The sequence below is a fragment of the Buttiauxella sp. genome (genome assembly GCF_035271705.1).
Lineage (GTDB): Bacteria > Pseudomonadota > Gammaproteobacteria > Enterobacterales > Enterobacteriaceae > Buttiauxella.
This window is the reverse complement of the sequence record NZ_DATERI010000166.1, coordinates 1-25,574: the sequence shown is the minus strand read 5'-3', so window position 1 is coordinate 25,574 and position 25,574 is coordinate 1. Positions and strand designations below refer to the sequence as shown.

The window sequence follows — 25,574 nt, the reverse complement described above, 5'->3', positions numbered from 1 at the left end:
TTATGCTTTAATCTGAACCTGTCCATCTTGTACACGCGCTTTATAGTGCGCGATAGAGCGGCTCTCATCTTCCATGCACAATCCATCACGCAGTCTGAAACGCTGTTTTTTCAATGGACTGGCAACCCATAGTTCGTTCTGGTGTTCGGCAATTAACCCACGAGACAACACGCTGGCTTCAAAGAATGGGTCGATGTTGCTAATAGCGAAAACCTGATCGTCATGACGTGGGCGGAATATGGCGATCTGCTGATTTCCCACCAATGCGCAAACACCGGTAGCAGGCAGGATGTCGTTTAACTGGCAAACAGTATTCCACTGGCTCATACATTTTCCTCCACTTCTTCTACCAGGGTGACCGGGATACGCTCGTAAGGTGTCGCCGGACGGTGTTGCTCACGCTCAGGGACAATCTGCACATTCGGGTCACGCTGCGGACTATTGATAAAGTGTTTGAAGCGAACTTGAGCTTCTGGGGTATTTACCGTTTCAGTCCACTCGCAAATCACTTTCTCGCGCAGGCGCGCCAGCTCAGCTTCGAGTTGATCGTTCAGACCCAGTTTGTCGTCGATAATGACTTGTTTCAGGTATTCGATGCCGCCTTCCAGGCTGTCGAGCCAAGGTGCGGTACGGGTCAGTTTGTCTGCAGTACGGATGTAGAACATCATGAAACGGTCGAGGTATTTGATCAGCGTTTCACTGTCTAAATCTGCAGCCAGTAAATCAGCGTGGCGTGGCTTCATGCCGCCATTGCCGCAGACATACAGGTTCCAGCCCTTTTCGGTGGCGATAATGCCCACGTCTTTACCCTGTGCTTCAGCACATTCACGAGTACAGCCCGAGACACCGAATTTCATTTTGTGCGGGGTGCGAATGCCTTTGTAACGGTTTTCCAGCTCAACGCCGAAACCGACGCTATCGCCGACACCGTAACGACACCAGGTGCTACCAACACAGGTTTTCGCCATACGCAGCGCCTTCGCGTAGGCGTGGCCGGTTTCAAAACCAGCCTCAATCAATTGACGCCAGATTTCTGGTAAATCGTCTTTCTGAGCACCAAACAGGCCGATACGTTGGGAGCCGGTAATTTTGGTGTAGAGATTGAATTCGCGAGCGATCCGGCCAACTTCCATCAGGCCTTCTGGGGTGATTTCGCCCCCTGCAGAACGTGGAATGACTGAGTAAGTCCCATCTTTCTGGATGTTACCGAGGAAGTTATCGTTAGTGTCTTGCAGCGGCGTATGCTGCGGCGCCAGCACATAGTCATTCCAGCAAGAAGCCAGCAGCGAACCGACAGTCGGTTTACAGACTTCACAACCGTAACCTTTACCGTATTTTCCCAGTAACTCGTCGAAGGATTTAATGCCTTCAACGCGGATCAGGTGGTACAACTCCTGACGAGAAAACGCGAAGTGCTCACACAGGTTATGGTTCACTTCGATACCTTGCTTGCTCAGTTCGGCATTCAAGACTTGGGTAATCAACGGAATACAACCGCCGCAGCCAGTGCCGGCTTTGGTTTCTGTTTTCAACGCGGCAACGGTATGGCAGCCTTTGTTGATAGCTTTAATCAGATGGCCTTTGGTGACATCAAAGCAGGAACAGATTTGCGCGCTGTCTGGCAGTTTGTCGACACCCATCGCTGGCTTACCTGAGCTGGCATGCGCAGGCAGAATCAGAGCATCTGGGTTTTCTGGCAGCTCGATGTTATTGAGCACCAGTTGCAGCAGGTTGCCGTAGTCGCTGGTGTCGCCCACCAGAACCGCACCGAGCAGGGTTTTGTTGTCAGCGCTGACAATCAGGCGCTTATAAACTTCTTTGCTTTCATCCAGATAAACATAGCTGCGGCAATTTGGTGTGCGGCCCTGTGCATCACCAATCCCGCCAACATCCACGCCCAGCAGTTTCAGCTTGGCGCTCATGTCTGCGCCTTCGAAGGCGTTTTCGCTACCGATCAGGTGGTCAGCAGTGACCTGCGCCATTTTGTAGCCAGGAGCTACCAGGCCAAAGGTACGGTTATTCCAGCTGGCGCATTCGCCAATGGCGTAAATGTCCGGGTCGGAAGTCTGGCAGGTGTCGTTGACGGCGATGCCGCCGCGTTGCCCTGTTACCAGGCCACACTGAGTGGCGAGTTTATCGCGTGGGCGGATACCCGTTGAGAAGACGATAAAGTCCACTTCCAGGTCGGTGCCGTCAGCAAAACGCATGGTTTTCCGCGCTTGGTGACCTTCTTGCACGATTTCCTGGGTGTTTTTGCTGGTATGAACCCGTACGCCCATGCTTTCGATTTTATTGCGTAGCTGTTCGCCGCCCATGCGGTCGAGCTGCTCGGCCATCAGCATTGGGGCAAATTCGATAACGTGGGTTTCGACGCCGAGGTTTTTCAGTGCGCCAGCAGCTTCAAGGCCCAGCAAACCGCCACCGATAACGGCACCGCGTTTACTACGACGGGCGCACCCTTCAATGGCTTTTAAATCTTCGATGGTGCGGTAGACGAAACAGTCTTGTGTTTCTGAGCCTTTGATCGGTGGGATCCACGGGTAGGAACCGGTCGCCATCACAAGTTTGTCGTAATACACGGTGCGACCGGTATTCGAGTGGATAACTTTTTCCTGGCGGTTAATGGTGATGGCGCGTTCGCCAACCAGCACTTTTACGCCATGTTTTTCGTAAAAGCCGTCACGAACCAGGGATAACTCTTCAGCGGTATGATGAGAAAAATAGGAAGAGAGGTGGACGCGATCATAGGCTTTACGCGGCTCTTCACAAAAAACAGTAATATCGAATTGGCCTGGCAGGGCTTTATCAAGTAGGTCTTCGATAAAGCGATGGCCAACCATGCCATTACCGATGATTGCGATTTTGACTTTGCTCATAATTGCCTCAATTTCTTTTCTATTACTGCCTACCTTAACGATTCAGCCATGGCGCTTATTGATACAAATCAAATACACCTTTATATACCTCTTAATGGGTATATGTATGATTTTAGTGAGTTTTTCTAAGTTGTGGAATTGTTTGGCTATTCGGAAATAGACAATAAATGTCCTCATTTTGATGGGGGTGCCAGGAAGCAGGTGCAGTTAATCAAGAAGAGGTGGGTAGGAACAACAAAGTGTTGGAGTTAATTCAAAATGTGCGTGGGTCGGTGCGGGCAGGGAAGGTGTTTGCCGTTTGCCGTGCCGCAAGCCAGGACGAAGTTAACCCGTTTTGCTGAGGCAATTTTGGTCTGCAATGAACCCAGTACTTTGGCAGCGTTCGAGAAGAATGGGTTTTAGTTAAAGTGTGGCTCATTCATACAATTTATGAATTTTTGACCTTCAAGTGCGCTTTTTAGGTGATCTAAGTCACATTAAATGAGCTGTATGACGCCTCGTACATTTAACTTATTGATTTGTGTGAAAGTAAAAAACAGTAAATGGCTGGCGCATAGCTTAGTGCCTCTTTAGAATCTAGCAACTTGGTTCATTTACTGCCTTCGTAAGGAATTATTCATGCTCAAATCGACTCTGGCGGCCGTAGCAACAGTGTTTGCTCTTACCGCGCTATCTCCTGCGGCACTTGCTGCTAAAGGTGACCCACACGTCCTGCTGACAACTTCATCAGGTGAAATTGAGCTTGAGTTAAACAGCCAAAAAGCCCCTGTCTCTGCGAAAAACTTCGTGGATTATGTGAACAGCGGCTTTTACAACAACACCATTTTCCACCGAGTGATCCCAGGTTTCATGCTTCAGGGTGGTGGCTTTACTGAAGATATGAATCAGAAACAGCCAAATCCACCAATCAAAAACGAAGCGGATAACGGCCTGCGCAATACTCGCGGCACCATTTCCATGGCACGCACCGCAGATAAAGACAGCGCAACCAGCCAGTTCTTCCTCAACGTGGCAGACAATGCTTTCCTCGATCACGGCCAACGCGACTTCGGTTATGCGGTATTTGGTAAAGTTGTGAAAGGGATGGACGTCGCCGATAAGATCTCTCAGGTGCAGACGCATGATGTCGGTCCATACCAAAATGTTCCGTCAAAACCTGTCGTTATCCTCTCCGCAAAAGTCCTGCCGTAAAAAATTCCTGCGCGGGTATTCTCTACCTGCGCAATCTTCTCCTTCCTGCACTTCCACCGATTGCTGCTTATACTTGTGGCAAGAAAGGGTCATGTTAGGGAGGCACCATGGCAAAGAAACTTACCGACAAACAAAAGTCCCGTCTTTGGCAGCAGCAGCGAAGCCGTTCATTTCAGGCCAGTAATCGGCTGGAAGGAATTGAAATCCCGTTGATTACCCTCACGCGTGACGAGGCCCTGATTCGTATTACTGAATTACGGGGGCACTATGAGCGATAAATTCGGTGAAGGACGCGACCCTTATTTTTGGTCGGGTATTCATGTTTTGCGTAACCGGCTTGATATTCGTGAAGCGGAACGTTTGCAGCAGGCTGAGGGGGAGCTGACGGCACTGAGAGCCGCGACTATCGAACTTGGTCCTGCACACATGGGGTTGCCATGGTTGTGCTCAATCCATCAGCAACTTTTCCAGGATGTATTTGATTGGGCGGGGGAATTGCGCCAGATCGATATCTATCAGGGAGAAACGCGTTTCTGCCATTTCGAGTACATCGAAAATGAAGGTAACGATTTGATGCAGGAGCTGGAAGACGAGCATTACCTTACGGGACTTGCCAGAAACGAGTTCATTTCTCGTGTGGCGCATTATTATTGCGAGATAAATGTTCTGCATCCTTTCCGTATTGGCAGTGGTCGCGCACAACGTGTTTTCTTCGAGCAGCTAGCGATTCATGCCGGTTATGTTTTGGACTGGAAGAGTGTTGTACCTGAGGCTTGGGAAGCAGCCAATCAGGCCGGGGCGTTGGGTGATTTGGCCCCGCTAACGGAGATTTTCACTAAAGTGGTGAGCGAAGCGTGCGAAAGCGAATAGAATAGCGCGGTTCTTTTTTACCCCGGAGCCGCGATGCTACTGCTTATCGACAATTACGATTCATTCACCTGGAACCTTTATCAGTATTTTTGCGAGTTAGGCGCTGAAGTCCTGGTGAAGCGTAACGATGAGCTGACCCTTTCTGAAATCAGCGCGTTGGCACCAGAACATCTGGTTATCTCACCCGGACCTTGCACGCCTACTGAAGCGGGTATTTCTCTTGCGGCAATTACCCACTTCGCCGGAAAGCTACCGATCCTTGGTGTTTGTCTGGGGCATCAGGCTATTGCGCAAGCATTTGGTGCAACGATTGTCCGTGCCCAAAAGGTCATGCACGGTAAAACTTCGGCTATTTCCCATAATAATACCGGTGTTTTCAGCGGCCTGAACAATCCTCTTACCGTGACGCGTTATCACTCTTTGATTATCGACCCGGCAACTTTACCCGCGTGTTTCGACGTGACGGCGTGGACGGATAAGCAAGAAATTATGGGCATCCGCCATCGTGAACTCGCGCTGGAAGGTGTGCAGTTTCATCCGGAAAGCATTCTCAGCGAGCAGGGGCATCAACTGCTAGCCAATTTTCTGAAGTATTGATTTTTTATTGCCAATAAATGATTTTTTATGCATATTTCATGATTATATTTTCATGCGTCTTTTATGAAGTATTTATGCGTAAAAAGGGGATAGGCAATAAATGATCACTGAACAATCAGCAATTACCCGCGCAACTTTCGATGAAGTCATTCTGCCGATTTATGCACCGGCAGAATTTATTCCGGTAAAAGGCCTGGGAAGCCGCATTTGGGATCAACAAGGGAAAGAGTATGTTGATTTCGCAGGCGGGATTGCGGTAACGGCATTGGGCCACTGCCATCCCACGCTCGTGGAAGCGTTAAAAAGCCAGGGTGAAACGCTGTGGCATACCAGTAATGTTTTCACCAACGAACCCGCGCTGCGTCTTGGACGTAAGTTGATTGACGCCACTTTTGCTGAACGCGTGCTGTTTATGAATTCCGGCACTGAGGCGAATGAAACCGCATTTAAACTGGCGCGTTATTACGCATCCACTCGCCATAGCCCGTATAAAACCAAAATTATTGCCTTCCATAACGCCTTCCACGGTCGTTCACTGTTTACCGTTTCTGTGGGTGGTCAGCCGAAATATTCCGATGGTTTTGGTCCGAAACCTGCCGATATTATCCATGTGCCATTTAACGATTTGCATGCGGTAAAAGCGGTGATGGACGATCACACCTGCGCGGTGGTGGTTGAGCCCATTCAGGGTGAAGGCGGCGTAATGGCGGCAACGCCTGAATTCCTGCAAGGCTTACGCACCCTGTGTGACGAGCATAAAGCGCTGTTGGTGTTCGATGAAGTTCAGTGTGGCATGGGGCGTATCGGTGAGCTGTTTGCGTATATGCATTACGGCGTGACACCGGATATTTTGACCAGCGCTAAAGCGTTGGGTGGCGGTTTCCCTGTGAGTGTCATGTTGACGACACAAGAAATAGCCTCGGCATTCCATGTGGGGACACACGGTTCAACTTACGGCGGAAATCCGCTAGCGTGTGCCGTTGCGGGTGCGGCGTTTGATATCATCAATACCTCTGAAGTATTGAATGGCGTAACGGAAAAGCGTCAGCAGTTCGTGAAGCATTTGCAGCAAATTGATGAGCAGTTTGACGTATTCAGCGATATTCGCGGCATGGGCTTGTTGATTGGCGCAGAGCTGAAACCACAATACCAAGGCCGTGCCCGTGAATTCCTCCACGCTGCTGCTGACGAAGGCGTGATGGTTTTGAATGCCGGGCCTGATGTCATGCGCTTTGCACCAGCCTTGATCGTTGAAAATGCTGATATCGACGAAGGTATGACGCGCTTCGCTAAAGCGGTGGCGAAAGTCGTATCCCAGGCCGTTTAAGCCCCAGCGTCATCCGGTAATAATGGCGGATGACGCGGTTTTATTTACTCTCTGGCCGCCGTAAACGGTTCAGCCAAATACCATGATGTGGGCGCTGACGCCATGCAACCGAAGAAATGGTGTGCATGGTGCTGAGGTGGCCCAAAATTCGCTGTAAATGTTGTTCCATCGTGCTTAAAGGCCCACTCGGAAGCCCTTCCAGGGGGTCGAGAATATTCGCGTCGTTAGTCTCACCAGGCCCATCGTACTGAAGCCGCTGTTGGCATCGTTGCAGCGCAATTTCACATGACTGCAAATAACGCTGGGCTAAATCCGGGGTCAGCATATTATGCTCGCGGGCTAGAGTCGTCATTGCATTAATGTGTTCGACAATAAACTGGCTGTGCGTCACCCACAGTTTCATATCTGACAGATAATGCGAGTTGAAACCGGGTTCCTGCATCGCCTGATTCAGTGAGTTAAACAGCGCATTATGGGCTTGATTGACTTTCATCCGTTGGTAGGCCAACGGTGTGGACTCAGGGTCGTTGCTCAGGATAAGACGAATGGCCTCCTGGTCTGTCTCCAGTGCATCGTGGGCGTTCTGGCGCAGCAAGCCACTTTGCCATTGCGGCCACAGCCACACCATGCCGCCGAAGGCAATCAAACAACCCAGCAGGGTATCTATCAAACGCGGAACGATAAATTGCTCGGCGCTGAGCGTTAACAATTGCAGGGTATAGACCGCCGTCACGGTAAAGCCAATTGTCGCCCAGCCGTAGCTCTGACGAATAAACAAATAGCTGACGAGCGTAATGACCAGCATCGCGGCCAACGCAATATCTTGCGGAAAGTGAAAGTGCAGGGCGATGCCCGCAATGGCCAGACCGGCAATGGTCCCGACCGAACGGTGCAGAATGCGTACCCGCGTGGCGCCGTAGCCATTTTGCGTCACAAACATCACCGTCATTAAAATCCAGTAGGGTTTTGGCAGCTGTAAAAATAGCCCAAAAAGACTCGCGATAGTTAGCATCACGCCTAACCGGGCGGCGTTGCGCAGGGCTGCTGATTTCAACGACAAATAGCTTTTCAGTGCTGCCCACACAGGCAAGCGGCGTTGTCGGTCTTCCATCAAGTCACGGATGTACAACGGACGTTGGATACGTAAAACTCGCGCGATACGGCTGAAGTGATAATGGCAAAACTGCCCGACCGGGTTATCCGGGTTCCGACGAGCGATTTTCTCGAGAGCTTCAATTTGCATCTCCATCGTAAAACGCTGCGGGTAACGATGGTAAAGAATGTCATCGGCCAGAACACGCAAGCGCGCTGCAATGGTCTGCGCATTCCAGCGAATCACTGCTTCCGCATGGCTTTGCGCGACAAGTTTTTGCACTTCGGCAGGTTGATGCAAACTGACGGAAATGTGCTCTTGTAAATCTAATGCGACCTGAAAAGAGCGTAACAAATGCTTGTAACCGTTTTGCTGATTTATCGGCAGCATATGCAGTTGTTGGTAGCAGATAGTGATCAGATCGACAGCTTTTTGCTGGAGAGCGAGCAGCGGTGGGAGTGAGGTTTCGGGATCAGCATGCTGAGTCAGCATGCTGTATTTGGCTTCACAGTAATCTGCTAATTGGCGATAGAGCAGGCTTAACGATTCGCGCAACGGCTGCTCGCGCCACATCCAGAACCAAAACCAGTTAAATACCCCATACCAAATCGTGCCGGAGACATACAACGCCATCGGCTTCCAGATAGGCATACTTCCGGCCATGCTCAGCGTAAAGATGGCAGCAATAAGCGAGGCAGGAAGCAAACGAGCGTGTAGGGTACTGATTTCAGCGGTGACACCCAGCAAGAGCGCCATAACGACGAGAATAAGGGGCAATGGCACGGCAGAGTACAGCAGCAAAAGCTGCATGATGAAACTGCTGACTGCAAAAAGAGTGCTGCCAACAATCAGGCGTTTAAAGAAGCGCTTATGGGGGGTATCCAGACCGGCAATGTTGCAACAAGCGGGTACTAACGAGAAAAGCAGTCCTAACTGCAAATTTCCAAGCAGTAAACCTATCCCCACAGGAAGGCACAGCACCAGCGTTTGCCGCAGGGCGTAGTTAACTTCGGGATGGTAGATCAGTCTTCGCCACATATACCCTTCTTACTTGAAGCCGCAACGGCGTTGGCTGCACTCGCTTACCCAAATCACTTACTCAAGTAAGCTCATCGGGATAAGCTCACTTGCTGCCTTGTTGCAACTCCAATTAATCGGGTGTAGAGCACCGCAAATTGCAAATAAAAAAGGCGTGTTACCGGAGTGACACGCCATTTTTTAAGACGGAGATTAACGAGTGCCGTAAACGACGATCGTTTTACCGTGAGCGGAGATCAGGTTTTGATCTTCCAGCATTTTCAAGATACGACCCACGGTTTCACGTGAGCATCCCACGATCTGACCGATTTCCTGACGGGTAATTTTAATCTGCATACCGTCCGGGTGGGTCATTGCATCAGGTTGTTTCGCCAGATTGAGCAGCGTCTGTGCGATGCGACCAGTCACATCCAGGAATGCCAGGTTACCGACTTTCTCAGATGTAACTTGCAGACGGCGAGCCATCTGGGAAGACAGGCGCAACAGAATGTCTGGGTTGACCTGAATAAGCTGGCGGAATTTTTTATATGAAATTTCAGCCACTTCACAGGCAGATTTAGCACGAACCCAGGCACTACGTTCCTGGCCTTCTTCGAACAGCCCTAACTCACCAATAAAATCGCCCTGATTCAGATAGGAGAGGATCATTTCCTTGCCCTCTTCATCTTTAATCAGAACAGCCACAGAGCCCTTGACGATGTAATACAGCGTCTCAGCTTTTTCACCTTGGTGAATCAATGTGCTCTTCGATGGATACTTATGAATATGGCAATGAGACAAGAACCATTCGAGAGTCGGGTCTGTTTGCGGTTTGCCAAGCACCATGCGCGGTTATCCTCTGTTTATAACTGGCTACCAACGACAGGACGCTAAACATCCTGTCTGGCGTTGCAAGTATTAGAATATTCCCCACCTTGGGGAGACGGCATGCAAGTCATTCTTGCTGCCTGTAATTAGTGACGTCCTCTGCATACATGTATAACGTCAAAGTATCAATGAAGCATCTGGATTGTTTTAGCATAGCTTTTGACAAGTGTCTCCTGTTGTCTCGTTTCAGCATGACGTAGGTCGCCTTCCGTTGCCAGTTTTGCTGCATCCGCGTACTCTAGAAGGTAATTATCTCTATTGGAGAAGCACCATGCAGGCACGTGTGAAATGGGTTGAAGGGTTAACCTTCCTTGGGGAATCTGCGTCAGGGCACCAGATTTTAATGGATGGCAATTCTGGTGATAAAGCACCAAGTCCGATGGAAATGGTTCTGATGGCTGCGGGGGGGTGTAGTGCCATTGATGTGGTTTCTATTTTGCAAAAAGGTCGCTACAACGTGACTGATTGCGAAGTAAAACTGACCTCGGAGCGTCGCGAAGAAGCCCCTCGTCTTTTTACCACCATCAATTTGCATTTCATCGTGACAGGCAAAGAGCTGAAAGATAATGCGGTTTCCCGCGCAGTGGATTTATCTGCTGAGAAGTATTGTTCTGTTGCTCTGATGCTGGAAAAAGCCGTGAATATCACTCACAGCTATGAAGTGATTGAAGGCTAATATCCTCGTCATCCTTCAAGTTGCAGGAGTGTTGGCTGCAACTCGAATGCTAACGGGCATAAATAGAATAATGGCGAGGGCGGTGATTAGCCGCCCTGGTTATTGATATTTCTTCCTTCCGCCAGGCGCTTAACTAATGGCGTCATGATCAATTCCATCGCTAACCCCATCTTGCCGCCCGGCACCACTAATGTATTGATGTGTGAAATGAATGAGCCTTGCAGCATGGCGAGCAAATACGGAAAATCGATGTTATCCAGCCCACGAAAATGAATCACTACAAAGCTTTCATCCAGTGACGGGATACCTCGTGCTGCAAATGGGTTCGACGTATCAACGGTTGGCACTCGTTGGAAGTTGATATGGGTGCGGGAAAATTGCGGCGTGATGTAATTGATATAATCGTCCATCGAGCGCACGACCGAATCCATCACCGCTTCTCTGGAATGACCGCGTTCGCTGGTATCTCGCACCAGTTTTTGTATCCATTCCAGGTTCACAATCGGCACTACGCCAACCAGTAAGTCGACGGCATTCGCCACATCATGTTGCGAGGTGACCACTCCTCCGTGCAAACCTTCATAGAACAAGACATCGGTCGGTTCCGGCAAGGGTTGCCACGGGGTAAATGTGCCAGGAATTTGGTTCCAGGGTACGGCTTCATCATAAGTATGCAGATACTTACGAGACTTGCCTTGCCCGGTTTTCCCGTACTCCAGAAATGTTTGTTCAAGTAAACCGAAGTCGTTCGCTTCCGGGCCAAAGTAGCTGATATGTCGACCCAGATCGCGAGCCTTACGGATAGCCATATCCATTTCAGGGCGAGTGAAACGATGGAAACTGTCACCTTCAACTTCGGCTGCGCGAAGATTGAGTTGCTGGAATATTTTACGGAAGGCAAGACTGGTGGTGGTCGTTCCCGCGCCGCTGGAACCTGTTACGGCAATAACCGGATGTTTGGCTGACATAAGGCAACAACTCCATGGGTAATCACTACGGTCTTGTTAAAAAGAGATGAGCTTTATGCAGTATAGGTGACAACCCTGGCGGTGAGTGTCTAGCCGCGAAATTGCCCGCGAGCCATGATATTCACCGTTTCATGGAGTTCAGACCAAACCAATACGGCCTCACCACTTTGCAGTTGGCGCTTAACATCGGCCACCTTTTGCTCCAGTGAGCGTTCTTGCTCACCATAATCTGTACCTTCACGTAATACAAAGGATTCAATCAGATTATCAAGCGTTTCGGGAGGGAGATCTTGCCATGGAATCATCATATTACTGGTCCAAAAATTGAGTCAGCCACTGGGGGATGCGTTGCTCTAGCCACATTTCAGGGCGCAGGAGCGTTCCGCCAACAAATCCAACATGGCCGCCGTAGCGAGTCAGTTGGTACTCAATGTTGTCAGGCAATATCGCTTTATCAGGGATAACATGGTGATCCATAAACGGGTCATCTTTAGCGTGAATGATGAGCGTCGGTTTTTTGATTTGTGGCAGAAGGGGCATGGCGCTGCATTGACGATAATAGTCGAGGGCATCAGCGAAACCGTGAATCTTCGAGGTAATCAAATCGTCAAACTCACGTAGACGGCGCATTCCTTTGAGCTGACGCATATCGACAGGGAGGGTCCCTGGATAACTTCTCAGTTTACGAGCCGCGTTTTTCTTCAGTAGATTCAACAGATAGTGTTGATAAACACGCGAGAACCCTTTTTCGATATGTTTGCTGCAATGTTCAAGCATGAGTGGGGCAGAAACCACAACACCGGCCTGTAGCATGCAATCTGCACCTTGTTTAGCCATTAAACAGGCGAGCATATTTCCACCGAGTGAAAACCCGACAGCCGCCGTTGGCGCTTTGCCATAACGCGTGCTGAGCCAGTTGAGGAAATAGCTACCATCTTCGGTTTCACCGGAGTGATAGATTCGCTTCATGCGATTCGGCACGCCGCTGCAACCACGAAAATGCATCACCACACCTAGCCAACCTTGCTTACGTGCTGCATCAATTAATCCATGCGCATACGGACTGTGTAGGCTTCCTTCCAGACCATGAAAAACAACTAAACGCGGTTTATGTGTTGCCAGACGGGGGTCTTCGCTCCAGGCAAGATCGACAAAATCACCATCCGGCATGTCCAGACGTTGCCAGTGAGGCTTGAAATTGAGACGGCGGCGAATTAAGCGTGGGAGCATAGTTTGCAGGTGCGGATTACTGACACCCTTTAGCGGACGAAATTGTTCATCGTCTACGTGATTAAAATTCAATGCTGCGGGACTTGTCGTAGCCATATCACACTGTTAGTTTCATTTAGTTTGCTAATTAACTTCCCGGGTGTGGATCACCCATTTCATGGAAACGCTTTTTTTCTCAATGCTTGGTTTTCTTTGGGTCGCGGCAATTACACCCGGCCCAAACAATATGTTGCTGACTTCTTCCGGTGCCAATTACGGCTTTATGCGCACTATACCTTTGATGATAGGCATCATGCTGGGTATGCAATGCATCTTATTGCTGGTGGCCTTTGGCGTCGGTAGCTTAATCCTTTTATATCCTGCTTTGCACCTTATCCTGAAGGTTGCCGGGAGCGCTTATCTCTTGTGGCTGGCATGGAAAATCGGCTCAGCAACTTATGAAAAGCTGGAAACCGATGCGCCCCCTCCGGCACCGATTCCATTCTGGCAAGGGGGTTTATTACAGGTTATCAACCCGAAAGCGTGGTTGATGGCGCTAGGAGCGGTGGCAAGTTTTAGCCTTGCCGGTTCTCAGTATCTGCATTCTGTGGTGTTAATCAGCATCGGTATCGCGCTGGTCAACATTGTTGCAGGTATCATCTGGATTGCGTTTGGCAGCATGATTGGCAAGCTACTTCATAGTCGCCGTGCCTGGGCAATCTTTAATATCTTTATGGGCTTGCTGACTGCGGCGTGTGTGTTGCTTATCTGGCATTGAGTCACCTGGCCTCACTTTGGGTGAGGCCAGACTGTCATTCGGCCTGCATCATCTGTTCTAACTGGTCATGCGCATCCAGCCATTCCATCTCACACTCTTCTAGCGCCGCCTTTACCTTCACCTGAGTTTGCAGGCATTCGGTCATTTCCGCTTTACGACTTTGGTCGTAAATGGCGCTGTCAGCCAACTTCTCTTCGACTTCTGCAAGTTGTGCATTCAGCTTTTCCATCTGCTTTTCAATCTTGGTGATTTGTTTACGCAGCGGTTGGGTTTGTGTGCGTAACTCTGCTTCCCGGCGTTTTTGATCTTTACGCGCCTGTGCACTGTTGGCGTTATCTTTGGCTGAATCTTGTGGCTGGTTTTCCTGCTTTTGTAGGTCAACAAGCCATTGTTGGTAATCTTCGAGATCGCCATCGAACGCTTCGACTTTGCCGTCGTGGACCAAATAAAGATCGTCAGTCGTCGAACGCAGTAAGTGACGGTCGTGCGAAACCACCACTAATGCACCTTCAAAATCAATCAATGCTTCGGTCAGTGCCTGACGCATGTCGAGATCAAGGTGGTTGGTCGGTTCATCGAGCAGCAGCAGGTTAGGGCGCTGCCAGACAACCAGTGCCAATACCAGGCGTGCTTTCTCGCCACCGGAGAACCGCGCGGTATGCTCGGTGACTTTATCGCCACGGAAACCAAAACCGCCCAGATAGTCGCGAAGTTGTTGCTCGAGTTCTTTTGGCGCAATGCGAGCCAGATGTTGCAACGGAGACTCGTCAGCACGCAAATATTCCAGTTGGTGCTGTGCGAAGTATCCCAGCTTAACGCCTTTCGCCAGGCCAATATCGCCCTTCAATGGCTGAATTTCTTCCGCCAGTAGCTTGATTAGGGTCGATTTACCGGCACCGTTGCGGCCCAGCAGGCCGATGCGAGAACCCGGAACCAGATTTAGCTTGATGGAATCAAGGATCGCGCGGTCGCCATAGCCAGCACTGACTTTTTCCATGCGCAGCAATGGGTTTGGCAAACTTTCCGGGGCACGGAAGCTAAAATGGAACGGGTTATCGACGTGTGCCGGAGCAATCAACTCCATGCGCTCAAGCATTTTCACACGGCTTTGCGCTTGCTTCGCTTTGCTGGCCTTAGCTTTGAAACGATCGATAAAACTTTGCAGATGCGCGACACGCTCCTGCTGGCTTTCAAACATCGATTGCTGTTGAGCAAGACGAGTGGCGCGTTGCCCTTCAAACGACGAATAGTTACCGGTGTATTCAAACATCGACTCTTGCTCGATATGAATAATTTTCCCAACGACTGGGTCAAGGAAATCACGGTCGTGGGAAATTAGAATCAACGTCCCCGGGTAGTTTTTCAACCAGCGTTCCAGCCAAATAACGGCATCTAAATCCAGGTGGTTGGTCGGTTCATCGAGTAACAGTAAATCTGAGCGGCAAATTAGCGCTTGTGCCAGGTTCAGGCGCATACGCCAGCCACCCGAAAAATCGCTAACCGGGCGTTCGAGCTGTTCATTGCTGAAGCCTAAGCCGTGCAGCAAGCTGGATGCGCGGGAGCGAATCGTCCAGGCATCAACCGCATCCAGTTTACCGTGAACCAGCGCGATAGCATGGCCGTCATTGCGCTCATTGGCCTTTGCCAGTTCGGCTTCAAGCTGGCGGAATTCGCGGTCGCCATCAATGACATATTCAATGGCTGGCATCGCCAGCGCAGGTGTTTCCTGATTTACCCAGGCTAAAGCCCAATTTCCAGGGAAAGTCATACTTCCACCATCGGCGCTGATCTCGTTCTTCAGCAGCGCCAGCAGCGTGGATTTACCGCAGCCGTTTTTACCCACCAGACCCACTTTTTGGCCCGGATTGATGGTAGCGGTGGCGTTATCCAGCAGAACGCGAGTACCGCGACGAATTTGTAACGAGGAGAAAACAATCATAAAGCGCCGTATGTTCAGAGTATGTTAAATTGTCATTATATTTAGGTAACGTGAAGCATCAGCCTTCGCGTCGGGCTGCATGGTAGCCCAAAATAAAGACTATGACGACGCCCTGGAGGGTAATGATGTTGCAGCCGCCGAAAGTTTTGCTGCTATATGCCCATCCGGAGTCACAAGACTCGGTCGCAAACCGCGTCTTACTCCAGCCGGCGCAAAAGCTTGCTAATGTCACTGTGCATGACCTCTATGCGCACTATCCTGACTTTTTTATCGATATCTATCATGAGCAGGCATTGCTGCAAGAGCATGATGTCATCGTCTTCCAACATCCTCTTTATACCTATAGCTGCCCGGCGTTACTCAAAGAATGGCTGGACCGTGTGCTGAGCCGTGGTTTTGCCAGTGGTGTTGGAGGTAATGCTCTGGAGGGAAAGTATTGGCGCAGTGTGATTACCACCGGAGAACCGGAAGGTGCCTATCGGCATGACGGTTTTAATCGGTTTCCGCTGACTGATATTTTGCGTCCGTTTGAACTTACGGCGGCGATGTGTCGTATGCACTGGATGAATCCCATCATTGTGTACTGGGCGCGCCGTCAGTCTCCCCAAGAGCTTGCCAGCCATGCGAAGGCCTATGGCGAGTGGTTGGCTGCACCGTTATTGCCGGGAGGTCGCTAATGGAAGGTTCAGGCGTTTTGCTGGCGGGTGTGCTGTTTCTGTTTGCGGCGGTGGTTGCTGTACCGATTGCTGCCCGTTTAGGGATTGGCGCGGTGCTGGGATATTTATTGGCCGGTATCGCCATTGGCCCGTGGGGGTTAGGTTTTATCAGTGATGTGGATGAAATTCTGCATTTCTCTGAATTGGGTGTCGTGTTCCTGATGTTTATCATCGGGCTGGAGTTGAATCCCTCCAAACTTTGGCAACTCAGGCGCTCCATTTTTGGCGTCGGTGCGGCACAAGTGTTGCTCAGTGCGGTGGTGTTGGCCGGTTTGCTGATGCTGACGCAGTTTTCCTGGCAGGCGGCAGTGATTGGCGGTATCGGACTGGCGATGTCATCGACCGCGATGGCGTTGCAGTTGATGCGCGACAAAGGGATGAATCGCAATGAATCCGGGCAACTCGGTTTTTCTGTACTGCTGTTTCAGGATTTAGCGGTGATCCCCGCGATCGCGTTAGTGCCGCTATTGGCCGGCGATGACGATGGTCATACGGATTGGGTAAAGATCGGCTTCAAAGTGCTGGCCTTCGTTGGCATGTTGATTGGCGGGCGCTATTTGCTCAAACCAGTCTTCCGGTTTATTGCCGGTTCCGGCGTGCGCGAAGTGTTTACCGCCGCCGCGTTATTGCTGGTGCTGGGCTCGGCGTTGTTTATGGATGAATTGGGCTTTTCGATGGCACTAGGGACCTTCATCGCCGGCGTGTTATTGGCAGAAAGCGAATACCGGCACGAACTGGAAACGGCTATCGATCCTTTTAAAGGATTATTGCTGGGACTGTTCTTTATTTCCGTGGGCATGGCGTTAAATCTGGGCGTGCTCTACACCCATATTTTTTGGGTCATTTTAGGTGTACTGGTGCTGGTCGCCGTTAAAGCCGTTGTGTTGTACGGCCTGTCGTGGTTTTTTGGCTTGCGCAGCTCAGAGCGTTTGCAGTTTGCCGGCGTGTTAAGCCAGGGAGGGGAGTTTGCTTTCGTACTTTTCTCAACGGCTTCATCGCAAAAGCTATTTAGTGGCGACCAAATGCCGCTGTTACTGGTGACCGTCACGCTTTCTATGATGACGACACCACTACTGATGAAAGGCGTCGATGCCATTCTTGCGCGGCGTTTTAATGTTGCTGGCGATGAAACAGATGAAAAACCTTACGTGGAAGACGATCAGCCGCAGGTCATTATTGTTGGTTTTGGGCGGTTTGGGCAGGTCATTGGTCGTTTGCTGATGGCGAACAAGATGCGTATCACGGTACTTGAGAGAGATATCAGTTCTGTAAGCCTGATGCGTAAATACGGCTATAAAGTTTATTACGGCGATGCGACAGAGCTTGAGTTGCTGCGTTCAGCGGGCGCTGAAACAGCAAAGTCTATCGTGATTACCTGTAACGAACCGGAAGACACAATGAAAGTGGTTCACTTGTGTCAACAACACTTTCCACATCTGGCGATACTGGCGCGAGCCAGGGGGCGTGTAGAAGCTCACGAGTTGTTGCAAGCTGGGGTGACCCAATTTTCACGTGAGACCTTCTCCAGTGCGTTGGAGTTGGGGCGCAAGGCCTTGATGTCGCTGGGTATGCACCCGCATCAGGCGCATCGTGCACAACTCCATTTCAGGCGGTTGGATATGAGTATGCTGCGCGAATTAATGCCAATTCATACCGATAACGCACAAATTTCCAGGGTGCGTGAAGCGCGTCGTGAACTGGAAGATATTTTCGAACGTGAGATGCAGCAAGAGCGTCGCCAGTTCGATGGTTGGGATGATTTTGAATAATTAAGGTGAAACCAATGCCGGTGCGTAAACGATTTATTGCCGGGGCAGTTTGTCCCGAGTGTCAGACAAGAGATTCTCTCGCGATGTGGCGTGAGAATAATGTCGATATTGTTGAGTGTGTTAAGTGCGGTCACCAAATGCATGAGGCAGACAAACAACCGCGAGACCATGCTCGCGAACAAGAACAAGTCATTGGGATTTTTCATCCAGACTAGCGAGATGCGCCAGCTTTTTTTAAGCTTAGGGGTACACCGGCGCTAAATTCCGCTACAATCGGCGCCAGTTTTTTTCCCATGCTCGCTCAGGAGATATCATGAAAGTAGCAAAAGACCTGGTGGTCAGCCTGGCTTATCAGGTACGTACAGAAGACGGTGTGTTGGTTGATGAGTCTCCGGTGAGTGCGCCGCTGGACTATCTGCATGGTCACGGCTCCCTGATTTCAGGCCTGGAAACAGCGCTGGATGGCCACGTAGTGGGTGATCGTTTCGACGTGAACGTTGGCGCAAATGACGCTTACGGCCAATACGACGAAAATCTGGTTCAGCGCGTTCCTAAAGACGTGTTCATGGGCGTTGATGAGCTGGAAGTAGGTATGCGCTTTATGGCTGATACCGACCAGGGTCCAGTACCTGTTGAAATCACCGCTGTTGAAGATGAGCACGTTGTTGTTGATGGCAACCACATGCTGGCAGGCCAGAACCTGAGCTTCAACGTTGAAGTTATCGCTATTCGTGAAGCTACTGCTGAAGAACTGGCTCATGGCCACGTTCACGGTGAGCATGATCATCACCACGACCATGACCACGAAGGTGGTTGCTGTGGTGGTCAAGGTCACGATCACGGCGACCATGAACATGGTAAAGGTGGTTGCGGCGGTAACGGTGGTTGCGGTTGCCACTAATCCGTTAAGGATGCCATTAAGAATAAAAAAGGCGTGTCACTGACACGCCTTTTCTTTTTGTACGACTAGTAATGCGGAGGCGGCGTTTCTTCGGCTTCTGAGGCGACCATTGACGGTTGGCTAGCTTTTAACTTTTCAACCAGTAATCGGAAATGCTCACGTAGTTTGACCATCTCTAATTCGTGCGCTGTTACCGTCTGATTTAACTCTTCTATCGTAATCTCCTGAAAAGCGAGACGACTCTCAAGTTCTTCCAGCCGTTGTTCGGTCGATTTTTGGTGCATGGTTAATCTCTCCTGGTCTGCGGATGGACAATTTCCGGCGATTCTACTGAAAAATCCCGTGCGATACAGCGCAGTTTTGCGCTGGACGAAACTTCTTTAAACAAAAAGAGTCTGAAATTGTCTCGATAAGACGCGGAGAGATTGTGTAGATTTCTTCCACGACGTTATAGTACGTCTCTTAGTTGATAATAACCTTGGGGTTTGAGGCCCCGGCCCTGGAGAAATGGATGAAATCACTGTTTAAAGTAACGCTACTGGCGGCCACGATGGCCGTTGCCCTGAGCGCCCCGGCGTTCGCAGCTCCAGCCACTGCAACTAAAGATGCTGCTGCACCTGCTGCAAGCAACGCTGCATTCAAAAATGACGACCAGAAATCTGCGTATGCATTAGGTGCTTCGCTGGGCCGTTACATGGAAAACTCTCTGAAAGAACAAGAAAAACTAGGGATTACGCTGGATAAGAACCAGCTTATCGCTGGTGTTCAGGATGCTTTTGCTGACAAGAGCAAATTATCCGACCAGGAAATTGAGCAGACTCTGCAAGCTTTCGAAGCTCGCGTGAAATCTTCCGCTCAAGCGAAAATGGAAAAAGACGCTAAAGAAAACGCGGATAAAGGCAAAGCCTTCCGTGATACTTTCGCAAAAGAGAAGGGTGTTAAAACCTCCGCTACTGGCCTGATGTATCAAATCGACAAAGCGGGTACGGGTGAAGCGCCGACTGATAGCGACACTGTAGTAGTTAACTACAAAGGTACGCTTATCGACGGTAAAGAGTTCGATAACTCTTATACCCGTGGCGAGCCACTCTCTTTCCGTCTTGACGGTGTTATCCCTGGCTGGACTGAGGGCCTGAAAAACCTCAAGAAAGGCGGGAAAATCAAGCTGGTCATTCCACCAGAACTGGCTTATGGCAAAACTGGCGTCCCAGGTATCCCTGCTAACTCCACACTGGTATTTGACGTTGAGCTGCTGGATATCAAACCAGCACCTAAAGCAGACGCTAAACCAGATGCCGCTCCGGCTCCAGAAGCTGATGCAGCGAAGAGCAAATAAGGCATTATTAACCGCCGCCCTCAGGGCGGCGGTTTTTTATTTGAGGCAAGATATAATAAAAGCTGGAAAGCGCATCTGACGCTGTATTACCTTAGCAGGCTGCGCAACAACTGAGTATGAGTCTGCCCTGACCCCAATTAAGCGCGACAGGCTCTCTGTAGAGGGTGGTATCTTTAAATGTCCAATTCGCTTTTAACCAATGAAACCAGTGAGCTCGACTTACTGGACCAACGTCCATTTGAACAAACCGACTTTGAAATATTAAAATCCTACGAAGCGGTCGTGGACGGGTTAGCGATGCTGATTGGTTCTCATTGTGAAATTGTGTTGCACTCGCTGCAAGATTTGAAATGTTCTGCTATCCGGATTGCGAATGGTGAACATACCGGGCGTAAAATCGGCTCGCCAATCACTGATCTTGCCTTGCGTATGTTGCATGATATGACTGGTGCGGATAGTAGCGTCTCCAAATGCTATTTTACGCGTGCTAAAAGTGGCGTTCTGATGAAGTCAGAAACTATCGCCATCCGTAATCGTGACGAACGCGTTATCGGCCTGCTGTGTATCAACATCAACCTTGATGTGCCGTTCTCACAAATTATGTCGACGTTTATTCCGCCGGAAACGCCGGAAATTGCTTCGTCTGTTAACTTCGCCTCATCCGTAGAAGATTTGGTGATGCAGGCTCTGGAATTCACGATTGAAGAAGTGAATGCCGATCGCAATGTGTCCAACAATGCTAAGAATCGACAGATTGTGCTTAACCTCTACGAGAAAGGTATCTTTGATATTAAAGATGCTATCAACCAGGTTGCTGACCGTTTGAATATTTCCAAGCACACGGTTTATCTCTACATACGTCAATTCAAAAACGGTGATTTCCAGGGGCAGGATAAGTAATGCGTTTTGCCATCCTGGTGACAGGCCCGGCGTATGGCACGCAGCAGGCGAGCAGTGCGTTACAGTTTTCTCAGGCCGTCATCGCCCAAGGCCATACGTTAGAAAGCGTGTTTTTCTATCGTGAAGGGGTCCACAACGCGAACCTTTTGACGTCCCCTGCGAGTGACGAATTTAATGTCGTACAAGCATGGCAACAATTGCATCAGCAACATGGCGTTGAGCTGCATATTTGTGTTGCAGCGGCGCTTCGTCGCGGTGTGACGGACGAAGAGCAAGCCACTCAGCTCGGTTTACCGAGCCATAACTTGCAGCCAGGATTTACTCTTAGTGGTCTGGGGGCGCTGGCGCAAGCAACGCTGACTTGCGATCGAACGGTGCAATTTTAATGAAGCGTGTCGCATTTGTATTTAAATCGGCCCCTCATGGGAGTGCCGCCGGTCGAGAAGGGTTAGATGCCTTACTGGCAACCTCGGCGTTAACTGAAGATGTTGGAGTGTTTTTCATTGGTGATGGGATATTACAACTGATTCCAGGGCAACAGCCCGGTCTTATCCTTGCCAGGGATTACATCGCAACGTTTCGCGTATTGCCGTTATATGACATTGAGCAGTGTTATCTCTGTGCGGCTTCTATCCGCGAGCGGGGATTACCAGTAGACAATGCGTGGGTTCTCGATGCAAAACCTCTAGAACCGGATGCGCTGAGCGAAATGTTGCATCAGTTTGATGTCGTGCTAACCTTCTGAGGCTACATGCTGCATATTTTACAACACTCACCTTTTCAAACTGATCTGGAATCGATGCTGCGCTGTGTAAAGATTGGCGATGAGTTGTTATTGATCCAAGATGCGGTTATTGTCGCCCTCTCAGGAACGAAGGCCTTTGATTTGCTGTGCGCAGCCCCCATTTCTATTTATGCTCTGCAGGAAGATATTGAGGCTCGTGGCTTAACTGCTCAAATTTCAACCAGTATAGGCAAGGTCAGCTATACTGACTTCGTCAGATTGACAGTTAAACACGAACAGCAGATTACCTGGTAAAATCCAGGATTGTTGTATATTTCTTGACACCTTTTCGGCACAGCCCTAAAATTCTGCGTCCTCATATTATATGAGGCCGTTTTATTACGTGTTTACGAAGCAAAAGCTAAAACCAGGAGCTATTTAATGGCAACAGTTAACCAGCTGGTTCGCAAACCACGCGCTCGCAAAGTTGCAAAAAGCAACGTGCCTGCGCTGGAAGCCTGCCCGCAGAAACGTGGTGTATGTACCCGTGTATATACCACCACTCCTAAGAAACCAAACTCCGCACTGCGTAAAGTATGCCGTGTGCGTTTGACTAACGGTTTTGAAGTTACCTCCTACATCGGTGGTGAAGGTCACAACCTGCAGGAACACTCCGTGATCCTGATCCGTGGTGGTCGTGTAAAAGACTTGCCAGGTGTTCGTTACCACACCGTTCGTGGTGCACTTGACTGCTCCGGCGTTAAAGACCGTAAGCAATCTCGTTCCAAGTATGGCGTGAAACGTCCTAAGGCTTAATGGTTTCCGTTAAGTAAGGCCAAACGTTTTAAATAAATGTCAAACTCAATAGAGTTTTGGACAACCCTGAATTAACAACGGAGTATTCCCATGCCACGTCGTCGCGTCATTGGTCAACGTAAAATTCTTCCAGATCCTAAGTTCGGATCAGAGTTGCTGGCCAAATTTGTAAACATTCTGATGGTAGATGGTAAGAAATCTACTGCTGAAACTATCGTGTATAGCGCGCTGGAGACCCTGGCTCAGCGTTCTGGTAAACAAGCACTGGAAGCTTTCGAAGTCGCTCTGGACAACGTTCGTCCGACTGTCGAAGTTAAGTCCCGCCGTGTTGGTGGTTCTACTTATCAGGTTCCAGTAGAAGTACGTCCGGTTCGTCGTAATGCTCTGGCAATGCGTTGGATCGTAGAAGCTGCTCGTAAACGCGGTGATAAATCCATGGCTCTTCGCCTGGCGAACGAACTTTCTGATGCTGCAGAGAACAAAGGTACTGCAGTTAAGAAACGTGAAGACGTTCACCGTATGGCTGAAGCCAACAAGGCGTTCGCTCACTACCGTTGGTAATCCCTTCGGAGTGTTAGTCACCAAGCGGGCGCTTCACATAAGCTGCCCGCTTTGGGTTACTTAAATGAACGTCCCAGGATATAGAGGAATAAAATGGCTCGTAAAACACCCATTGAGCGCTACCGCAACATTGGTATCAGTGCTCACATCGACGCCGGTAAGACAACTACTACCGAACGTGTTCTGTTCTACACCGGTGTAAACCACAAAATCGGTGAAGTTCATGATGGCGCAGCCACCATGGACTGGATGGAGCAGGAGCAGGAACGTGGTATTACCATCACGTCCGCTGCGACCACCTGTTTCTGGTCAGGTATGGCTAAACAGTTCGAACCACACCACATCAACATCATTGATACCCCAGGGCACGTTGACTTCACCATCGAAGTTGAACGTTCCATGCGTGTTCTTGATGGTGCGGTAATGGTTTACTGTGCTGTTGGTGGTGTTCAGCCACAGTCTGAGACCGTATGGCGTCAGGCAAACAAATATAAAGTTCCACGTATCGCGTTCGTTAATAAAATGGACCGTATGGGTGCTAACTTCCTGAAAGTTGTTGATCAGATTGAAAAACGTCTGGGCGCAACTCCGGTGCCTCTGCAACTGGCTATTGGCGCGGAAGAGAAATTCACCGGTGTTGTTGACCTGGTGAAAATGAAAGCGATCAACTGGAACGAATCCGATCAGGGCGTGACCTTCGAATACGAAGAGATCCCAGCTGATATGCAGGAACTGGCCGAAGAATGGCGCCAGAAACTGGTTGAAGCCGCTGCTGAAGGTTCTGACGAACTGATGGAGAAATTCTTTGGTGGCGAAGAGCTAACTGAAGAAGAGATCAAAGCTTCTCTGCGTAAGCGCGTACTGAACAACGAAATTATCTTGGTTACCTGTGGTTCTGCATTTAAGAACAAAGGTGTTCAGGCGATGCTGGATGCGGTTGTTGAATACCTGCCAGCTCCAACTGATGTTACTGCGATTAACGGTATGCTGGACGACGGTAAAGACACTCCGGCAGTTCGTCACTCTGACGACAATGAGCCGTTTGCTGCTCTGGCGTTCAAAATCGCAACTGACCCGTTTGTTGGTAACCTGACCTTCTTCCGCGTTTACTCTGGCGTGGTTAACTCTGGTGACACCGTGTTCAACCCGGTGAAATCAGCACGTGAGCGTTTGGGCCGTATCGTACAGATGCACGCCAACAAACGTGAAGAGATCAAAGAAGTTCGCGCGGGCGACATCGCTGCAGCTATTGGTCTGAAAGAAGTGACTACCGGTGATACCCTGTGTGACCAGGACAATGTGATCATTCTGGAGCGCATGGAGTTCCCTGAACCGGTAATCTCCATCGCAGTAGAACCAAAAACCAAAGCTGACCAGGAAAAAATGGGTCTGGCTCTGGGTCGTCTGGCTAAAGAAGATCCATCATTCCGCGTATGGACTGATGAAGAAACTAACCAGACCATTATCGCTGGTATGGGTGAACTGCACCTCGACATCATCGTTGACCGTATGAAACGTGAATTCAACGTTGAAGCTAACGTTGGTAAACCTCAGGTTGCTTACCGTGAAGCGATTCGCGCGAAAGTTACCGATATTGAAGGTAAACACGCTAAGCAGTCTGGTGGTCGTGGTCAGTACGGTCATGTTGTTATCGACATGTACCCACTGGAGCCGGGTTCGAATCCGAAAGGTTACGAGTTCGTCAACGACATCAAAGGTGGTGTAATCCCAACGGAATACATCCCTGCTGTTGATAAAGGCATCCAGGAGCAGCTGAAGTCTGGTCCTCTGGCGGGTTACCCAGTAGTAGATCTCGGCGTGCGTCTGCACTTCGGTTCTTACCATGACGTTGACTCCTCCGAACTGGCGTTTAAACTGGCCGCTTCTATTGCCTTCAAAGATGGCTTTAAGAAAGCGAAACCAGTTCTGCTTGAGCCTATCATGAAGGTTGAAGTTGAAACTCCAGAAGAGAACACTGGTGACGTTATCGGTGACCTTAGCCGTCGTCGTGGCCAGCTGAAAGGTCAAGAATCTAACGCTACTGGCGTTCAGATTCACGCTGAAGTTCCGTTGTCTGAAATGTTCGGTTACGCAACTCAATTGCGTTCTCTGACCAAAGGTCGTGCATCTTACTCCATGGAATTCCTGAAGTATGATGACGCACCAAACAACGTTGCTCAGGCCGTAATCGAAGCCCGCGGTAAATAAGCCCAGGGTTTAAAAAACATTGATCCCGTGCTCTCTCCTTGAGGGGAGAGCGCAACAGTAAGGAATATAGCCGTGTCTAAAGAAAAATTTGAACGTACAAAACCGCACGTCAACGTCGGTACTATCGGCCACGTTGACCATGGTAAAACCACTCTGACTGCAGCAATCACTACCGTTCTGGCTAAAACCTTCGGTGGTTCTGCTCGTGCATTCG

At 49.8% G+C, this 25,574-nt stretch carries 29 protein-coding genes; 20 read left to right on the top strand and 9 right to left on the bottom strand.

What is annotated here, in order from left to right:
* Both nirD and nirB read right to left on the bottom strand, forming a co-directional pair.
* A complete protein-coding gene (nirD, locus tag VJY99_RS15075) occupies positions 1–327 on the bottom strand; it encodes a nitrite reductase small subunit NirD (RefSeq protein ID WP_324119867.1) in 327 nt (108 codons plus the stop codon).
* On the bottom strand, positions 324–2,876 hold the full coding sequence (nirB, locus tag VJY99_RS15070; protein ID WP_324119865.1) for a nitrite reductase large subunit NirB: 2,553 nt from the start codon (positions 2,874–2,876) through the stop codon (positions 324–326). Before nirB ends, nirD begins: the two co-directional genes overlap by 4 nt.
* A 618-nt stretch (positions 2,877–3,494) precedes the next feature.
* Here nirB and ppiA point away from each other — a divergent pair.
* The 5 genes from ppiA to argD all read left to right on the top strand — a co-directional run bounded on the left by ppiA (position 3,495) and on the right by argD (position 6,861).
* Complete coding sequence (gene ppiA / locus VJY99_RS15065) at positions 3,495–4,067, top strand: peptidylprolyl isomerase A (RefSeq protein WP_324119863.1); 573 nt, start codon at positions 3,495–3,497, stop codon at positions 4,065–4,067.
* 107 nt (positions 4,068–4,174) lie between these two features.
* The gene (locus tag VJY99_RS15060) at positions 4,175–4,345 is read left to right on the top strand and encodes a YhfG family protein (RefSeq protein ID WP_324119861.1); all 171 of its coding nucleotides are present in this window, start codon (positions 4,175–4,177) and stop codon (positions 4,343–4,345) included.
* The gene (locus VJY99_RS15055; RefSeq protein WP_324119859.1) at positions 4,335–4,937 is read left to right on the top strand and encodes a putative adenosine monophosphate-protein transferase Fic; all 603 of its coding nucleotides are present in this window, start codon (positions 4,335–4,337) and stop codon (positions 4,935–4,937) included. The genes VJY99_RS15060 and VJY99_RS15055 overlap by 11 nt, the downstream gene beginning before the upstream one ends.
* A 33-nt stretch (positions 4,938–4,970) precedes the next feature.
* Positions 4,971–5,534 (top strand): aminodeoxychorismate synthase component 2, encoded by a 564-nt coding sequence (pabA, locus tag VJY99_RS15050; RefSeq protein WP_324119857.1) that lies wholly within the window; start codon positions 4,971–4,973, stop codon positions 5,532–5,534.
* A 100-nt stretch (positions 5,535–5,634) separates the two neighbouring features.
* Positions 5,635–6,861, top strand: a complete 1,227-nt coding sequence (gene argD / locus VJY99_RS15045) for a bifunctional acetylornithine/succinyldiaminopimelate transaminase (RefSeq protein WP_324119855.1) — start codon at positions 5,635–5,637, stop codon at positions 6,859–6,861.
* A gap of 40 nt (positions 6,862–6,901) precedes the next feature.
* Here argD and VJY99_RS15040 read toward each other — a convergent pair whose 3' ends face one another.
* A complete protein-coding gene (locus VJY99_RS15040; protein ID WP_324119853.1) occupies positions 6,902–8,992 on the bottom strand; it encodes a YccS/YhfK family putative transporter in 2,091 nt (696 codons plus the stop codon).
* Between the two features lie 192 nt (positions 8,993–9,184).
* On the bottom strand, positions 9,185–9,817 hold the full coding sequence (gene crp / locus VJY99_RS15035) for a cAMP-activated global transcriptional regulator CRP (protein WP_324119851.1): 633 nt from the start codon (positions 9,815–9,817) through the stop codon (positions 9,185–9,187).
* A gap of 313 nt (positions 9,818–10,130) precedes the next feature.
* Between crp and VJY99_RS15030 the strand changes: the two genes are divergently transcribed.
* Positions 10,131–10,535, top strand: a complete 405-nt coding sequence (locus VJY99_RS15030) for an OsmC family protein (protein WP_183272338.1) — start codon at positions 10,131–10,133, stop codon at positions 10,533–10,535.
* A gap of 86 nt (positions 10,536–10,621) precedes the next feature.
* Here the strand turns inward: VJY99_RS15030 and VJY99_RS15025 are convergent, their stop codons facing one another.
* From VJY99_RS15025 to VJY99_RS15015, 3 genes are all read right to left on the bottom strand, one after another.
* Positions 10,622–11,503, bottom strand: a complete 882-nt coding sequence (locus VJY99_RS15025; RefSeq protein ID WP_324119849.1) for a phosphoribulokinase — start codon at positions 11,501–11,503, stop codon at positions 10,622–10,624.
* A gap of 89 nt (positions 11,504–11,592) precedes the next feature.
* The gene (locus VJY99_RS15020; RefSeq protein WP_034460225.1) at positions 11,593–11,811 is read right to left on the bottom strand and encodes a YheU family protein; all 219 of its coding nucleotides are present in this window, start codon (positions 11,809–11,811) and stop codon (positions 11,593–11,595) included.
* 1 nt (position 11,812) lies between these two features.
* Positions 11,813–12,829, bottom strand: coding sequence for a hydrolase (locus VJY99_RS15015; protein WP_324119846.1), 1,017 nt, complete (start codon positions 12,827–12,829; stop codon positions 11,813–11,815).
* A gap of 61 nt (positions 12,830–12,890) precedes the next feature.
* Here VJY99_RS15015 and VJY99_RS15010 point away from each other — a divergent pair, with 61 nt between their 5' ends.
* Complete coding sequence (locus tag VJY99_RS15010) at positions 12,891–13,490, top strand: LysE family translocator (protein ID WP_324119844.1); 600 nt, start codon at positions 12,891–12,893, stop codon at positions 13,488–13,490.
* Positions 13,491–13,524: 34 nt separating this feature from the next.
* Here VJY99_RS15010 and VJY99_RS15005 read toward each other — a convergent pair whose 3' ends face one another.
* Positions 13,525–15,429, bottom strand: a complete 1,905-nt coding sequence (locus tag VJY99_RS15005; protein WP_324119843.1) for an ABC transporter ATP-binding protein — start codon at positions 15,427–15,429, stop codon at positions 13,525–13,527.
* Positions 15,430–15,551: 122 nt separating this feature from the next.
* Between VJY99_RS15005 and kefG the strand changes: the two genes are divergently transcribed.
* From kefG to slyD, 4 genes are all read left to right on the top strand, one after another.
* Positions 15,552–16,106, top strand: coding sequence for a glutathione-regulated potassium-efflux system ancillary protein KefG (kefG, locus tag VJY99_RS15000; RefSeq protein ID WP_074388511.1), 555 nt, complete (start codon positions 15,552–15,554; stop codon positions 16,104–16,106).
* Positions 16,106–17,914, top strand: coding sequence for a glutathione-regulated potassium-efflux system protein KefB (gene kefB / locus VJY99_RS14995; protein ID WP_324119841.1), 1,809 nt, complete (start codon positions 16,106–16,108; stop codon positions 17,912–17,914). Before kefG ends, kefB begins: the two co-directional genes overlap by 1 nt.
* A gap of 14 nt (positions 17,915–17,928) precedes the next feature.
* A complete protein-coding gene (locus tag VJY99_RS14990; protein WP_324119839.1) occupies positions 17,929–18,129 on the top strand; it encodes a YheV family putative zinc ribbon protein in 201 nt (66 codons plus the stop codon).
* Positions 18,130–18,227: 98 nt separating this feature from the next.
* The gene (gene slyD, locus VJY99_RS14985) at positions 18,228–18,815 is read left to right on the top strand and encodes a peptidylprolyl isomerase (protein WP_324119837.1); all 588 of its coding nucleotides are present in this window, start codon (positions 18,228–18,230) and stop codon (positions 18,813–18,815) included.
* Positions 18,816–18,880: 65 nt separating this feature from the next.
* Here slyD and VJY99_RS14980 read toward each other — a convergent pair whose 3' ends face one another.
* The gene (locus VJY99_RS14980) at positions 18,881–19,099 is read right to left on the bottom strand and encodes a protein SlyX (RefSeq protein WP_120065555.1); all 219 of its coding nucleotides are present in this window, start codon (positions 19,097–19,099) and stop codon (positions 18,881–18,883) included.
* Positions 19,100–19,326: 227 nt separating this feature from the next.
* Here VJY99_RS14980 and fkpA point away from each other — a divergent pair, with 227 nt between their 5' ends.
* From fkpA to VJY99_RS14935, 9 genes are all read left to right on the top strand, one after another.
* Positions 19,327–20,151, top strand: coding sequence for an FKBP-type peptidyl-prolyl cis-trans isomerase (fkpA, locus tag VJY99_RS14975; protein ID WP_324119835.1), 825 nt, complete (start codon positions 19,327–19,329; stop codon positions 20,149–20,151).
* Between the two features lie 177 nt (positions 20,152–20,328).
* On the top strand, positions 20,329–21,051 hold the full coding sequence (locus VJY99_RS14970; protein WP_324119833.1) for a transcriptional regulator: 723 nt from the start codon (positions 20,329–20,331) through the stop codon (positions 21,049–21,051).
* Positions 21,051–21,437: a sulfurtransferase complex subunit TusD gene (gene tusD / locus VJY99_RS14965; protein WP_324119832.1), complete on the top strand. Its 387-nt coding sequence runs from the start codon at positions 21,051–21,053 to the stop codon at positions 21,435–21,437. The genes VJY99_RS14970 and tusD overlap by 1 nt, the downstream gene beginning before the upstream one ends.
* Positions 21,437–21,796: a sulfurtransferase complex subunit TusC gene (gene tusC / locus VJY99_RS14960; RefSeq protein ID WP_324119831.1), complete on the top strand. Its 360-nt coding sequence runs from the start codon at positions 21,437–21,439 to the stop codon at positions 21,794–21,796. Before tusD ends, tusC begins: the two co-directional genes overlap by 1 nt.
* A gap of 6 nt (positions 21,797–21,802) precedes the next feature.
* Positions 21,803–22,090: a sulfurtransferase complex subunit TusB gene (tusB, locus tag VJY99_RS14955; protein WP_324119829.1), complete on the top strand. Its 288-nt coding sequence runs from the start codon at positions 21,803–21,805 to the stop codon at positions 22,088–22,090.
* A 126-nt stretch (positions 22,091–22,216) separates the two neighbouring features.
* Complete coding sequence (gene rpsL, locus VJY99_RS14950) at positions 22,217–22,591, top strand: 30S ribosomal protein S12 (RefSeq protein ID WP_003023654.1); 375 nt, start codon at positions 22,217–22,219, stop codon at positions 22,589–22,591.
* Between the two features lie 90 nt (positions 22,592–22,681).
* Positions 22,682–23,152 (top strand): 30S ribosomal protein S7, encoded by a 471-nt coding sequence (gene rpsG, locus VJY99_RS14945; protein WP_324119827.1) that lies wholly within the window; start codon positions 22,682–22,684, stop codon positions 23,150–23,152.
* Between the two features lie 93 nt (positions 23,153–23,245).
* The gene (gene fusA, locus VJY99_RS14940) at positions 23,246–25,360 is read left to right on the top strand and encodes an elongation factor G (protein WP_324119825.1); all 2,115 of its coding nucleotides are present in this window, start codon (positions 23,246–23,248) and stop codon (positions 25,358–25,360) included.
* 72 nt (positions 25,361–25,432) lie between these two features.
* A partial coding sequence (locus VJY99_RS14935; protein WP_324119914.1) for a GTP-binding protein occupies positions 25,433–25,574 on the top strand: 142 nt, incomplete at its 3' end.